Below are 13,413 nucleotides of genomic sequence, written 5' to 3'. Positions count from 1 at the left end.
CATGACCAGTCCGCTCTCCGCCCGTACCTCCGGCCGGGTCACCTTCCGGCTCGGCGTCCCGCCCGTCTCCGGCGTGCTCAGGCCCCGGCTGCTCGCCATCTGCGTCACGCTGGCCGTCGCGACGCTCCTCGTCTTCTGCCTGGGGATCTCCGTCGGCGACATCCCATTGAGCATCACCGATGTGGTGCGGGCGCTGGCCGGCACCGGCGATCCGGGCACTCTGCTCATCGTCCAGGAACTGCGGCTGCCACGGGCGCTGGCCGGGCTGCTCGTCGGCATCGCCTTCGGCATCTCGGGCGCGCTCTTCCAGACCATGACGCTCAATCCGCTGGCCAGCCCGGACATGATCGGCATCACTCAGGGCGCCGGCGCGGCGGTCGTCGCCGGCATTGTCCTCGGCTGGGACGCCGGTCCCAGCACACAGTTGCTCGGGCTGTCCGGAGCGCTGCTCGCCGCGCTGCTGGTGTACGTGCTGGCGTGGAAACGCGGCACCACCGGCTACCGGATCGTGCTGGTCGGCATCGGCATCTCCTGGATCTGCACCAGCGCCACGGACTATCTCATGGCGCACGGCGGGCAGTTCGAGGCGCAGGCGGCGCTCGGCTGGCTCACCGGCAACCTCAACGGCCGCGGCTGGGGCCAGGTCGGTCCGCTGGCCACGGCGATGGCCGTACTCGTGCCCGCCGCGCTCCTGCTCGGCCGCTGGATCCGCACCTTGCAGCTCGGCGACGATGTCGCGACGAGTCTGGGAACGCCGGTGCAGCGGGTCCGGCTGGCCACTCTGCTCACCGGTGTCGGTCTGGTGGCCTTCGGCACCGCCGCGGCGGGGCCCGTCGCCTTTGTGGCGCTCGCCGCGCCGCAGATCGCCAAGCGGCTGGCCGGTACCGCCTGGCCGCCGCCGGTGGCCTCCGGGCTGACCGGGGCGCTCGCCGTGCTCTCCGCCGATCTGATCGCCCGGAAGCTGATCCCGGGCACGGAGCTTCCGGTGGGTGTCGTCACCGGAGTCCTCGGCGCTCCGGTCCTGCTCTGGCTGCTCGTCCGTGCCAACCGCGTCGGCTCAGGAGGCTGAACACATGTCATCGAACTCCGTGGACCCCGGCTACCCCGACCTGCGGGCCGAGGGCGTGCGGCTGGCGTACGACAACCGCGTCGTCGTCGAGGATCTCGATGTCGCCATCCCTCCGGGACGGATCACCGCGATCGTCGGTGCCAACGCCTGCGGGAAGTCCACACTGCTGCGGGCGCTCGCGCGGCTGCTGACTCCGCGCGCCGGTTCCGTACAGCTCGACGGCCGCTCGCTCCAGTCCGTACCGACCCGGGAACTGGCCCAGCGGCTCGGCATCCTGCCGCAGGCGCCGGTCGCGCCGGAGGGCCTGACCGTCATCGACCTGGTCGGCCGGGGCCGTTCGCCGCATCAGACGTGGTGGCGCCAGTGGTCCAGGAGTGACGAGGAGGCCGTGGAGGACGCGCTGCGCGCCACCTCGATGACGGAGCTGGCCCACCGGCCGGTGGACGAACTCTCCGGCGGCCAGCGACAGCGTGCCTGGATCGCGATGGCCGTGGCCCAGGGGACGCCTGTCCTGCTGCTCGACGAGCCGACGACCTACCTCGACATGGCCCATCAGATCGATGTCCTCGATCTGATCACGGACCTCAACCGGCACGAGAAACGCACCGTCGTCATGGTCCTGCACGATCTCAACCAGGCGTGCCGTTACGCCGATCACGTCATCGCCATGAAGGCCGGCGCGATCGCCGCGCAGGGCCCGCCCGGCGAGGTCATCACGGCCCCGACGGTGGAAGAGGTCTTCGGACTGCGCTGTCAGGTCGCCACCGACCCGGTCAGCGGCACGCCGATGATCATCCCGGTCAGCCGCCATCATCCCGCCGGCGATCCGGTCGCGGTCACCGGGACGGCGACCTGACCAGGGTCCTCCGCCGGTCCCGGTCCGGCCGGGAGGGCGGCCATGTCGCCGCGCTCCCGGCCGGACCGGGACCGGTGCGCCCAACTCCTCGGCCGGCCGCCGTCGTTGGCTACCGCGGCGTGTCCCTCCGGCGGAGGACCGCCTTCATGGACGGTCGGTCAGATAGCCGCCCATGGTGCGGAAGTAGTCCGTGGCGGCGTGCTCGACGCCGTCCTCCGTACGCAGCCGCCTGATCACCAGCCCCCGGCACCGGCCGGAGCGCGCCTCGGCGCCCGCGACGATGACCACACCGTCGTCCTCCCGGATGAAGATCCGTCCGGGAGTGCCGCCGTAACGCGCCTTGGAGACACCGGCGGAGACGATCCGTATGCGCTCGCCGCGGTGGTGGGTGAAGGCATTGGGATACGGGTCGCACTGGGCGCGTACCAGCCGCTCCAGGTCCTCCGCGGGCCAGTTCCAGTCGATCCTGCTGTCCTCGACAGACCGCTTGTGGAAGAAGCTCGCCCGGGAGCGGTCCTGCTTGGTCCACTCGGCCGTGCCCGACGCGATCTTCTCCAGCGCCTCCCGCACGATCGGGCCGATGAGATCGACCGTCTTGTGGAAGAGGTCGGTGGCGGTGTCGGCCGGTCCGACCGGCACGGAACGCTGGAGCACGATGTCACCCATGTCGAGGTCGCCGTCCATGCGGTGCGCGGTGACGCCGACCTCCCGCTCGCCGTTGATCAGCGCCCAGATGAGCGGTGAGAAGCCGGCGTAGGCGGGCAGCAGCGCGTCGTGCACATTGAGCGTGCCGTGCGGCGGGAAGTCGAAGATCTCCGGCGGCAGCCAGGTCCGCCAGTTGTTCGCGACGATGATGTCGGGTGCCGCCTCCCGCAGCGCCTGGAGCAGTTCCTCGTCGCCGGGACGGTTGCGTAGCAGCACCGGCACGCCGTGCTTCTCGGCCAGTTCGGCCACCGAGTCGTCCCAGATCTTCTCGTAGACGTGGTCACTCTTGGGGTGCGTCACCACCAAGACCACTTCGTGCTCGGAGTCCAGCAAAGCCTGCAGCGTGCGATGGCCCCAGGTCTGGTAGCCGAACATGACGACCCGCATGGTGAATCCTCCTCAGACATTGCAAGGTAAGCCTTACCTTATCTAATATGTGCCTGCCGAGGGAGGCGATGACGCGGTGAACACACTGCACAGTGAGCCGGACACCATTTACGACGTCCTGGGGATCGGCTTCGGGCCGTCAAACCTGGCGCTCGCGATAGCGATTCAGGAGCGGAACGAACAAGTACCGCCCGACGAACGGATACAAGCCGGATTCCTTGAGAAGCAACCGCGTTTCGGCTGGCACCGGGGCATGCTCATCGACGATGCCACGATGCAGGTGTCGTTCCTCAAGGACCTTGTCACGATGCGGGATCCGACGAGCGATTTCAGCTTCCTGTGCTACCTGCGGGAGCAGGGCAGGCTGGTGGACTTCCTCAACCAGAAGACGCTGTTCCCGCTGCGCATCGAGTTCCACGACTATTTCGAGTGGGCCGCGGCCCGAGTGGACACTCTCGTGGAGTACTCCGCGGAGGTCGTCTCGGTGGAACCGGTGACGGTGGAAGGCGAGGTGCGGTGGTTCGAGGTGGTCAGCCGCGACCCGGCGGACCGCGAGCGGCTGGTCGTACGCCGCGCTCACAATATCTGTGTGGCCACCGGCATGGAACCCCATCTGCCGCCGGGAACCGTCCTGTCCGACCGGGTCTGGCACAACAGCGAGCTGATTCCCAGAGTGGCGGAGCTGGCCGGCCGGAAGGCCGTGGTGCGCCGGGCCGTCGTACTCGGCGCCGGACAGAGCGCGGCGGAGGCGGTCGACTATCTGCACCGCAGTTTCCCGGACGCCGAGATCTGCTCCGTCTTCTCGAAGTACGGCTACACACCGGCCGACGACAGTCCCTTCGCCAACCGGATCTTCGATCCCGAGGCCGTGGACATCTACTACAACGCGCCGCGTGGCGTGAAGCAGTCGCTCTTCGACTATCACCGCTCCACCAACTACTCGGTGGTGGACATGGATCTGATCGAAGCCCTGTCCAGGACCATGTACCAGGAGAAGGTCCAGGGACAGCAGCGGCTGCGCATGCTGAATGTCTCCCGGATCCGCGAGGTCGAACCGCGCGAGGACGGACTGGACATCACGGTGGAGTTCCTGCCGACCGGCGAACGGGAGGCGCTCAGCGCCGATCTGCTGGTCCACGCGACGGGCTACCGTCCGCAGGACATCGGGGAGCGCCTCGGCGGAGTGGGCAAGCTCTGCCAGCGCGACGAGGAGGACGCGATACTCGTCGGACGCGACCACCGTGTGGTCACGGCTCCGCATGTGGTGTCCGGCATCTATCTGCAGGGCGGCACCGAGCACACCCACGGCATCACCTCGACACTGCTGTCCAATACCGCTGTGCGCGCCGGCGAGATCCATGAGTCGCTCGTCGCGGCACGCGCGGCGAACGCTCTGGCGACGGCGCCGAGCGCCGTGTGAATCCGAGGCCGCCCCCGCACGGGGGCGGCCACTGGGACGTGCCACTCGTCCGGATCGCGAACGGCGCCGCCGCGCCCGGAAGCCGGGCGCGGCGGGTGTTGGCCGGTGTGGTGGACGGAAAGCGATCAGAAGGTCAGTTTCCAACTGTCGATGTAGCCGGTGTCGTAGCTGTAGAGGTCCTGCACGCGAAGCGTCCAGGTGCCGTCGGCGGGGATGTCGGAGGCGTCGACGGTGTATGTCTCGTGCACATCGTCGGCGCTGTCGCTGTTGGAGCTCTTCAGCCGCCGGACGGTGCCGTCGGAGCCGACCAGGTCGATCTGCAGGTCACCGCGCCAGGTGTGCACGATGTCGACCGTGACCTGGAGGTCGCTCGGGGCATTGCCCTCGCGGCCGGTGACGACGAGCGGGGACTCGGCGGGTGCGCCGCCGCCGTCAGGGATCCGTACGTCGAAGGGATTGACGAAGAAGTCGCCTCCGGACGGGATGACGTTCCAGGCGAAGGTCGCCTTGGTCGAGTCACCTTGGGTCGTCTTCACGGTGACGGTCGCCGTGAAGTCGCCGGCCGCGGTCGGGCTGCCGGAGATCCGGCCGGTGGTGGCGTCGACCGACAGGCCGCTGGGCAGGCCGGTGGCGGAGTAGGTCAGGCCGCCAGGACGGCTGGTCGCCGCGTTGACCGTCAGGGCGGCCGGCTGGCCGACGGCACCTTCCTGGTCGGACAGCGAGCTCAGTGCGATGTGGTTGACGAAGCGGTCGCCGACGTTGACGGCGGCCCAGGTGTTGCCGACGGTCTCGTACGCCTCGCTGGACTTGCCGAACAGGTCGGCGGCGGCCTGGAGCGTGGCGGTGCGGGCGTCCGCGTAGTCGGTGTTGGTCGTCATGTAGAGGGTCAGCGCCCGGTACCAGACGTTGAAGGCGTTGTGCAGACCGAGTCCGGGAACCGGCTTGTCGTCGTAGGTGGGGCTGTCGTAGGCCACACCGTTGACGGTCTTCTGTCCGCTGCCCTGGGAGAGCAGGTAGAAGAAGTGGTTCGCCACACCGGAGGAGAAGTGCGGGTCGAGTCCCTCGGTCTCCGTGGACCAGTAGTCCTGGGAGATGCCGTCCTTGGAGGGCTCGTCCATGTAGCGCAGCGGGGTGCCGTCGCCGTTGATGTCGATCAGCTCGCCGACCTCGTAGTCGGGCACGTCGTTCGGGTTGTTGGCGAAGAACTCCACGGCGGCGGCCATGATGTCGCTGGTGGCCTCGTTCAGTCCGCCGGACTCACCGTTGTAGTAGTACAGGTCCGCGGTGGAGAAGGTGACGCCATGGGTCATCTCGTGAGCGGCGACATCGAGAGCGGTCAGCGGGTTGGCGTCGTTCTCGCCGTCACCGTAGGTCATGCAGAAGCACTCGTCGTCCCAGAAGGCGTTGACATATCCGCGGCCGTAGTGGACGCGGGAGTACGCGCCGACGCCGTCGTTGGCTATGCCGTTGCGGCCGAACTGGTCGTGGTAGAAGTCCCACGTCTTCTGCGCGCCGTAGGCGGCGTCCACGGCCGCCGTCTGGCGGTTGGCGTGCGTGCCGTCGCCCCAGACGTCATCGGCGTCGGTGAGGAGTGTTCCGGTGCCGGAACCACCTCCGTTGAGGTCGTACGTCTTGTGACCGCCGCGCTGCGTGTCGGTGAGTTCGTAGACGTCACCGTTGCGGACGGAGCCGAGCTGTACCTCGCCGTTGAACTGGCCCTGGCCGATGCCCGCGTGGGTACGGTCGAACTCCTGGAGCTTCTTGCCGTTCCTGGCGTCCGTGACCACATGCAGCTCGCTGGGAGTGCCGTCCTCGCGCACACCCTCGACGACGGACTCCCAGGCCAGCGTGGACGAGTCGTCGTTCGCCCAGATGACCAACTGCGGCGCGCCGTCCGGCGTGGCCTTGCCGGTCCCTTCCTTCGCGGCGACCGACAGGGCCGACTTCTTCGCGACGGCGGCCGTGACGGTGGCTTTGGTCGTCGGTACGGAGATCGCCGCGTCGGCGGCCTTGGTGACGGTACGGTCACCGGCGCGATCGTGGACCACCAGGTCGCCGCCGAGGACGGGAAGTCCGGCGAAGGTCCGCTCGTACCGGGTGTGCACGGTGCCGTCGGCGTCCTTGACGACGTCCTTCGGGACCAGCTTCTCCTTGTCGCCCAGCTTCAGAAAGCGGGCGGTGGCAGTCCCGGCGTCGGCCGCGGACTTGAGCATCTTCTGCCGTTGTGTGGAGGAGAGCTGGAGGGCCTCGGCACCGGGTCTGAGTGCCGCCACCACCGGCCGGAGCGTCCGATCCGGGTCGGCCGGGCGAGCGACGGCGGCCGAGGCGGGAAGGACCGAGACGAAGAGCGCGGCCACCGTGGCGGCCGCGGTCGCCACCACACGGCCGCGGCCGTTGACGGTGCGTCGGGAGGAATGGGAATCGTGAGGTGAAGTGCCCCTGTTGGTACGGGAAATACTCGTCACGCGTGTACTCCTTCTGTCCGGTCGTGGGTGACGGCCGGCTGGAACGGGGGACCGGAGGCTGGACATGTCCTCCGGCAAGGAGAGGTGCGATACGACGCCCGCGCGGTGTATAGATCGTTTCAGCGGAAGATCTCTTTGTCAGCAAAGTGAGAAGCGTTGTCCGAAACTCGGTCACCGGTTCGAGGTCGACCGGCTCTCCACACCTGAACCACATGGGCCTTTACACAGCGGCAACAAATAGACTTTTCAGTCACATTGGCCGCTTCCCTTACTCAACTCCCGGGGCTCGGCCACGGCACCCGCCTCTCCAGCCGGTCTCCACGAGGTCCCCCGCACAAGCGGTTGACGGGTTGGGTCCACGTGCTGGTCCGAACGCGGTCATTCGGCGGCCATCCAGCGGCCCGTTAATGATTCACGGCTGTGAATCGAGCCCGAGGCCCCTGGAAGGAGCCCTGTACGTGATCGACAACGAAGACCACAGACCGGCGGCGCGCCTGGCCCGGCGACGTTTTCTGACCGTGACAGGCGCCGCGACGGCGCTGGCGTTCGCGACCGGCCTGCCGGGAGGCGCGCACGCCGCTGCCGCCGTCGGCGGCCTCCCTGACGACCCGTTCACGCTCGGTGTCGCCTCGGGTGATCCGCTGCCGCACGCGGTGGTGATCTGGACCAGGCTGGCCCCGCGTCCGTACGAGCCGCTGGGCGGTATGCCGTACCAGACGGTGCCGGTGGAGTGGCAGGTGGCCGCCGACGAGCGGTTCCGGCACGTGGTGCGCTCCGGCAAGGCCGAGGCGCGGCCGGAGTACAGCTACAGCGTGCACGTCGACGTGCGCGGGCTGGAGCCGGGCCGGCACTACTGGTACCGCTTCAAGGCGGACAAGCACCTCAGCCCGGTCGGCCGCACCAGGACGGCGCCGGCGCCGGGCCGGCGGGTCGATCAGCTCACCTTCGCGGTCGCCTCCTGCCAGTCGTGGCCGGACGGCTACTACACGGCGCACTCCCATCTCGCCGACGAGAATGTCGACGCGGTGGTGTTCCTCGGCGACTACATCTACGAGTACGGCATCTCGACCGCCGGCGGACTGCGCGATCTGCCGGACCCGGTGCCCAGTCAATTCCGTACCGAGGCCGACACACTCGACCGTTACCGGCTGCAGTACGCGCTCTACAAGTCGGATCCCGATCTGCGGGCCGCGCACCAGAACGCTCCCTGGATACCGGTCTGGGACGACCACGAGGTCCAGGACAACTACGCGAACCTCATATCCAGGGACAACGCTCCGGCCGAGGACTTCCTGGTCCGGCGGGCGAGCGCCTACCGGGCGTACTGGGAGCACATGCCGCTGCGCTCACCGGCGCCGCAGGGCCCCAACTACATGCTGTACCGCCGGTTCACCTTCGGCCGTCTCGCCGAACTGAACGTGCTGGACACCCGCCAGTACCGGTCCGACCAGGCGTCCGGCGACGGATGGAAAACCGACTCCGAGGCGCGCCGCGATCCCGCGCGCGCCTTCGCGGGCGCCCAGCAGCAGCAGTGGCTGCTGAACGGGATCCGGCGCTCCGCCGCGACCTGGAATCTGCTCGCCAACCAGGTGGTACTGAGCCGGATGGACCAGGATCCGACCGCCGGAGCGCTCTACAACATGGATGCCTGGGACGGCTACGCGGCCGAGCAGAAGCAGACACTCGACGGGCTGGCCGCGCTGCGCGGGCGCAATCCCGTCGTACTCACCGGCGATGTGCACGCCGCGTACGCGATGGACATGAAGCGGGACTTCACCGACCCGGCCTCCGAGACCTTCGGGGTGGAACTGGTCACGACGTCGATCAGCAGCGGCGGGAACGGTACCGATGTCTCCGCCATCGGGCAGAAGTTCTATGACGCCAATCCGCATCTCAAGCTCGTCAACGAACGGCGCGGCTATCTGGTGGTCCGGCTGACCCCGCGCGAACTGCGCGCGGACTACCGGGCGGTGTCGTACGTCGACCGGACCGGAGCGCCGGTCTCCACCATCAAGTCGTTCACTGTCGAGGCCGGCGAACCCGGCCTGAACCCGGTATGAGGGGAACGCCATGCTGAGCACTCTCCGGAGCCGGTGGGCGGAGCCGGCCCGCCGTCGCTCCATCGCCGTCACCGTCGCGGCCGTCGTCCTGGTGGTACTCGGCGGTGCCGTACCGGCGATCGCCGCCAGGCCCGCCGCCTCCCCACTGACTCTCGCCACCGATGTCGGCCAGGTCACGGTGAACCCGGTGCCCTGCGCGAACCAGGGCTTCCAACTGCGATTCGGCAACGCGGGCCGCGAGGACGTCTACGCCGACGCCTTCATCTCGGCACCGGAGCCGCTGCGGCTGTCCCGGTCGCTGGTCTCCAGCTATCTGCCCGCCGGCTACACGCTCAAGGTGGCGATCGCGGTGAGCGCGCCGCGGGACACTCCGCCCGGCCGCTACACGATCACCGTCACCACCGGCGACCAGCGGCTGTCACTGCCGGTCGACGTCGAGCCGGCGCCGGTGGACGACACCGGCGATCTGGCCCGCTACGTGGAGGTCTCGGCGTCCTCGGAGAACCTGCCCAACTATCCGGCCTGCGGGGCCGTCGACGGCGACCGGGACTCCACTCACTGGGGATCGACGACCGGCTGGAACGACTCGACCAAGGGCAGCTTCCCGGACTGGCTGCGGGTGACGTTCGACAAGCCGGAGACGGTCGGCCGGGTGGACCTCTACACACTTGACTCCGCCAAGTACCCGGCGGACCGTTACGGCTTGCGGGACTGGGACGTACAGGCCCTGGTCGGCGACGACTGGAAGACCGTGGCGCGGGTGCGGGGCAATCTGGCGGGCAAGGTCAGCTCGGTCTTCTCACCGCTGACGGCGAGCGCCGTCCGCGTGGTCACTCAGTCCAGCAACGAGGGCGTGACGTACTCCCGGGTCGTGGAGCTGGAGGTCTACGCCTCCTGACTCGACGTGCCCGGCGACGAACGGTGCGGCGCCGAAGCGGCCTCACCGTTCGTCGCCGCGGCCCGCGTGGGCCGCTCGGTCGTCGGCCCGCCGCGCGCTGTCCGTCAGGGCCTTGTCCACCCACTGGCGCAGGGCGGGCGCGGGCGCCGCTCCGGCCTGGCGCGCGACGGTGGAACCGTGGTGCAGGACCACCAGCGTGGGCACGGCCTGGATCTCGAAGCGCTGGGCCAGTGCCGGTGATCTGTCGATGTCGACCTTGACCAGCTTGATCCGGCCGGCCAGTTCGGTGGCGACCTGTTCGAGCGCGGGGCTGACCATCCGGCAGGGACCGCACCAGGTGGCCCAGAAGTCGACCAGGACCGGGAGCCGGGCCTCCTCCGCGACGGTGGCGAAGTCGCTGTCGTCGGCTTCGGCGATCCAGGGCAGCGGAGCCCGGCAGTTACCGCAGGTGGGCCGGCCCTGCGCGGCGGCGGGCACGCGGTTGGCCTTGCCGCACTGGGCGCAGCGGACGGTGGTGGTACTCATATGGATCCCTCCGGTTCGTCCTGGAAGGTGACGACCAGCTCGCCGTCCCGGGCGTCGACCAGGATAGTCACGCCTTCGCGGACCTCGCCGCCGAGCAGCGCACGGCCGATCTTCGTCTCGACCTCGTGCGAGATGAAGCGGCGCAGTGGCCTGGCTCCGTAGACCGGGTCGTAGCCTTCGGCGGCGATCAGGCGGCGGGCCTCCTCGGTGAGCGCGAGGTGGACGCGCTGCTCGGCGAGGCGGCGGCGCAGCTCATCGAGGAGCAGATCGACAATGCGTTCGATCTGTGCGATGCCGAGCGGGTGGAAGAGGACGACGTCGTCGACACGGTTGAGGAACTCGGGCCGGAAGTGGCTGCTGAGTTCACTCATCACAAGGTCGCGCACCTCGGGTTTGATCTCGCCGGCGGCGGTGGCGTCCTGGAGCAGATACGGGGAGCCGAGGTTGGAGGTCATGATGACGACGGTGTTACGGAAGTCGACGGTGCGTCCCTGGGAGTCGGTGATCCGGCCGTCGTCCAGCACCTGCAGCAGTGTGTTGAAGACATCGGCGTGGGCCTTCTCGATCTCGTCGAAGAGGACGACGGAGTAGGGCTTGCGGCGCACGGCCTCGGTGAGCTGGCCGCCCTCCTCGTAGCCGACGTATCCGGGAGGCGCTCCCACCAGACGGCTGACGGTGTGCCTCTCCTGGTACTCGCTCATGTCGAGGCGGATCATGCTGCTCTCGCTGTCGAAGAGCGCGGCGGCGAGGGTTTTGGCGAGTTCTGTCTTTCCGACGCCGGTGGGGCCGAGGAAGATGAAGGAGCCGATCGGCCGACGCGGATCGCGCACTCCGGAACGGGCGCGGATCACCGCGTCGGCGACGAGCTGGACGGCCTCGTCCTGCCCGACGACCCGCTCGCGCAGGATCTCGTCCAGGCGCAGCAGCTTCTGCCGTTCGCCTTCCTGGAGCCGGGAGACGGGAATGCCGGTCCAGGCGGAGACGATCTCGGCGATCTCATCGGCCGTGACGACCTCGCGCAGCAGCCTCGTCTCGCCCTGTTTCCCGGCGAGTTGCTCCTCCTCGGCGGCGAGGCGGCGTTCCAGTTCGCTGATGGTGCCGTAGCGGAGCTGGGCGGCGCGGTTGAGGTCGTAGGCACGTTCGGCCTGCTCAGCCTCCTGCCGGGCGCGTTCCAGTTCCTGGCGCAGTTCCTGGACACGGCGGATGGCCTGGCGTTCGGCCTCCCACTGGGCGTGCTTGGCGTCCACCTCGGAGCGCAGATCGGCGAGTTCGCGGCGCAGGTCCTCCAGCCGGGCCTGGCTGGCCGGGTCCGTCTCCTGGCTGAGGGCCGCCTCCTCGATCTCCAACCGGGTGGCCCGGCGGGTGAGTTCGTCGAGCTCGGCGGGCATGGAGTCGATCTCGGTACGCAACCGTGCGCACGCCTCGTCCACCAGGTCGATGGCCTTGTCGGGAAGGAAACGGTCGCTGATGTAGCGATGGCTGAGGGTGGCGGCGGCGACCAGCGCGCCGTCCTGGATCTTGACGCCGTGGAAGACCTCCAGGCGCTCGCGTATACCCCGCAGGATGGAGATCGCGTCTTCGACGCTCGGCTCCTCCACCAGGACGGTCTGGAACCGGCGTTCGAGCGCGGCGTCGGACTCGATGCGCTTGCGGTACTCCGCCAGTGTGGTGGCACCGATCATGTGCAGCTCGCCACGGGCCAGCATCGGCTTGAGCATATTGCCGGCGTCCATGGCGCCCTCGGCGGCGCCGGCGCCGACGACGGTGTGCAGTTCGTCCACGAAGAGCAGGATCCGGCCCTCGGCTCCCTTGACGTCGGCCAGCACGGCCTTGAGCCGTTCCTCGAACTCGCCGCGGTACTTGGCTCCGGCGACCAGAGAGCCCAGGTCGAGGGAGAACACGGTCTTGTCCCGCAGTCCTTCCGGGACATCACCGCGCACGATCCGCTGGGCGAGACCTTCGACGATGGCGGTCTTGCCGACACCGGGCTCGCCGATCAGCACGGGGTTGTTCTTGGTCTTGCGGCTGAGGATCTGGATGACCCGGCGGATCTCGGAGTCTCTGCCGATCACCGGGTCGAGACGGCCGGTACGGGCCTCCACCACCAGGTCGCGGCCGTACTTCTCCAGCGCCTCGTAGGCGTCCTCCGGATTGGCGGAGGTGACCCGCTGGTTGCCGCGCACCTGGGTGAGCGCGGTCAGGAAGGTGTCCTTGGTGACGCCCTGCTCCGCCAGCCGGCGGCCGGCCGCGGTGGCCGGACCCTCGTCGACCAGCGCGAGTACGAGATGTTCGGTCGAGACGTATTCGTCCTTGAGCCGCTTGGCCTCCTGTTCGGCGGTGTCGAGCAGCCGGGCGAGGCGCTGGGTGACCATCACCTGGCCCGGCGCGGCGGCCGGACCCGTGGTGCGCGGGCCCTTGGCGAGGTCCGTCTCGACGGCGGCGCGCAACGCCGCCGGATCGGCTCCCGCCTGACCGAGCAGCCGGTTCGTCAGACCGTCCTGCTGGTCGAGCAGGGCCAGCAGCAGATGTTCGCCGTCGACCTCGTGCCGGCCCAGCCGTACCGCGACGCTCTGCGCTTCCCGGAGAGCTTCCTGCGATTTCTGAGTAAGGCGGTTCATGTCCATGTGGTGCACTCCTTGGCGGCCCGCTCGCTCTGGCGCAGCGCCTTCTCCAGCCGGTCGATACGGTCCAGCAGGTCGAGGACGAGGCCGATGGCGGCGTAGTTGAGGGGCAGTCCTGTCCGCAGCCGCTGCACGCGTGCGATGGCCGCCGGCGCGCCGGTGCGGAACCACAGCCGTCCGGCGGCGTCCCGCCGGGCGTCCACCAGCCCGAGCGCGACGAAGCGGCGGACCAGCTCCGGCTGGAGGCCGCTGCCGCGCGCGACGCTGTCCAGGGTCAGCGGATAGGGATCGGCCCGGTAGATCAGCGCGAGCGGATACCGGGCACGCGGCTTTTTCTGTCCGACGGCGTCCGCGGGCGGACGCTGATGGGGCGTGCTCATGTCCTGCCTCCTCGGATCGAAAGCCGA

10 protein-coding genes are annotated in these 13,413 nt (G+C 69.0%); 5 read left to right on the top strand and 5 right to left on the bottom strand.

All coding sequences use genetic code 11. The features are described from left to right. The first annotated feature begins 1 nt into the window (after position 1). A complete protein-coding gene (locus PV679_RS19395) occupies positions 2-1,069 on the top strand; it encodes a FecCD family ABC transporter permease (RefSeq protein WP_319681568.1) in 1,068 nt (355 codons plus the stop codon). A 4-nt stretch (positions 1,070-1,073) separates the two neighbouring features. Next, positions 1,074-1,925, top strand: coding sequence for an ABC transporter ATP-binding protein (locus PV679_RS19390; RefSeq protein WP_319681567.1), 852 nt, complete (start codon positions 1,074-1,076; stop codon positions 1,923-1,925). A 144-nt stretch (positions 1,926-2,069) separates the two neighbouring features. On the opposite strand, the gene PV679_RS19385 is transcribed toward PV679_RS19390, so the two are convergent. Further along, a complete protein-coding gene (locus tag PV679_RS19385; RefSeq protein ID WP_319681566.1) occupies positions 2,070-3,017 on the bottom strand; it encodes a methionyl-tRNA formyltransferase in 948 nt (315 codons plus the stop codon). A gap of 76 nt (positions 3,018-3,093) precedes the next feature. Between PV679_RS19385 and PV679_RS19380 the strand changes: the two genes are divergently transcribed. Continuing rightward, a complete protein-coding gene (locus PV679_RS19380; RefSeq protein ID WP_319681565.1) occupies positions 3,094-4,437 on the top strand; it encodes a lysine N(6)-hydroxylase/L-ornithine N(5)-oxygenase family protein in 1,344 nt (447 codons plus the stop codon). A gap of 125 nt (positions 4,438-4,562) precedes the next feature. Here the strand turns inward: PV679_RS19380 and PV679_RS19375 are convergent, their stop codons facing one another. Beyond that, a complete protein-coding gene (locus PV679_RS19375; RefSeq protein WP_319681564.1) occupies positions 4,563-6,902 on the bottom strand; it encodes a M4 family metallopeptidase in 2,340 nt (779 codons plus the stop codon). A gap of 407 nt (positions 6,903-7,309) precedes the next feature. Between PV679_RS19375 and PV679_RS19370 the strand changes: the two genes are divergently transcribed. Continuing rightward, positions 7,310-8,962, top strand: coding sequence for an alkaline phosphatase D family protein (locus PV679_RS19370; protein ID WP_416069750.1), 1,653 nt, complete (start codon positions 7,310-7,312; stop codon positions 8,960-8,962). A gap of 10 nt (positions 8,963-8,972) precedes the next feature. After that, positions 8,973-9,860, top strand: a complete 888-nt coding sequence (locus PV679_RS19365) for a discoidin domain-containing protein (protein ID WP_319681562.1) — start codon at positions 8,973-8,975, stop codon at positions 9,858-9,860. A 42-nt stretch (positions 9,861-9,902) separates the two neighbouring features. Here PV679_RS19365 and trxA read toward each other — a convergent pair whose 3' ends face one another. The 3 genes from trxA to PV679_RS19350 are packed head-to-tail and all read right to left on the bottom strand — an operon-like array spanning position 9,903 to position 13,386. Next, complete coding sequence (trxA, locus tag PV679_RS19360) at positions 9,903-10,385, bottom strand: thioredoxin (RefSeq protein ID WP_319681561.1); 483 nt, start codon at positions 10,383-10,385, stop codon at positions 9,903-9,905. Further along, positions 10,382-13,009: an ATP-dependent chaperone ClpB gene (gene clpB, locus PV679_RS19355; RefSeq protein WP_319681560.1), complete on the bottom strand. Its 2,628-nt coding sequence runs from the start codon at positions 13,007-13,009 to the stop codon at positions 10,382-10,384. Before clpB ends, trxA begins: the two co-directional genes overlap by 4 nt. Further along, positions 13,000-13,386, bottom strand: a complete 387-nt coding sequence (locus PV679_RS19350) for a chaperone modulator CbpM (RefSeq protein WP_319681559.1) — start codon at positions 13,384-13,386, stop codon at positions 13,000-13,002. The genes clpB and PV679_RS19350 overlap by 10 nt, the downstream gene beginning before the upstream one ends. Between the last annotated feature and the right edge of the window lie 27 nt (positions 13,387-13,413).

This window comes from Streptomyces sp. AK02-01A (genome assembly GCF_033795305.1).
GTDB lineage: Bacteria > Actinomycetota > Actinomycetes > Streptomycetales > Streptomycetaceae > Streptomyces.
This window is presented reverse-complemented; position numbering and strand designations above follow the sequence as displayed.

Excerpts from the sequence above, each read along its gene's own strand:
- PV679_RS19350 (WP_319681559.1), bottom strand. The coding sequence starts at position 13,386 with ATGAGCACGCCCCATCAGCGTCCGCCCGCGGACGCCGTCGGACAGAAA.
- PV679_RS19370 (WP_416069750.1), top strand. The coding sequence starts at position 7,310 with ATGATTCACGGCTGTGAATCGAGCCCGAGGCCCCTGGAAGGAGCCCTG.
- PV679_RS19395 (WP_319681568.1), top strand. The coding sequence starts at position 2 with ATGACCAGTCCGCTCTCCGCCCGTACCTCCGGCCGGGTCACCTTCCGG.
- PV679_RS19385 (WP_319681566.1), bottom strand. The coding sequence starts at position 3,017 with ATGCGGGTCGTCATGTTCGGCTACCAGACCTGGGGCCATCGCACGCTG.
- clpB (WP_319681560.1), bottom strand. The coding sequence starts at position 13,009 with ATGGACATGAACCGCCTTACTCAGAAATCGCAGGAAGCTCTCCGGGAA.
- PV679_RS19390 (WP_319681567.1), top strand. The coding sequence starts at position 1,074 with ATGTCATCGAACTCCGTGGACCCCGGCTACCCCGACCTGCGGGCCGAG.
- trxA (WP_319681561.1), bottom strand. The coding sequence starts at position 10,385 with ATGAGTACCACCACCGTCCGCTGCGCCCAGTGCGGCAAGGCCAACCGC.
- PV679_RS19365 (WP_319681562.1), top strand. The coding sequence starts at position 8,973 with ATGCTGAGCACTCTCCGGAGCCGGTGGGCGGAGCCGGCCCGCCGTCGC.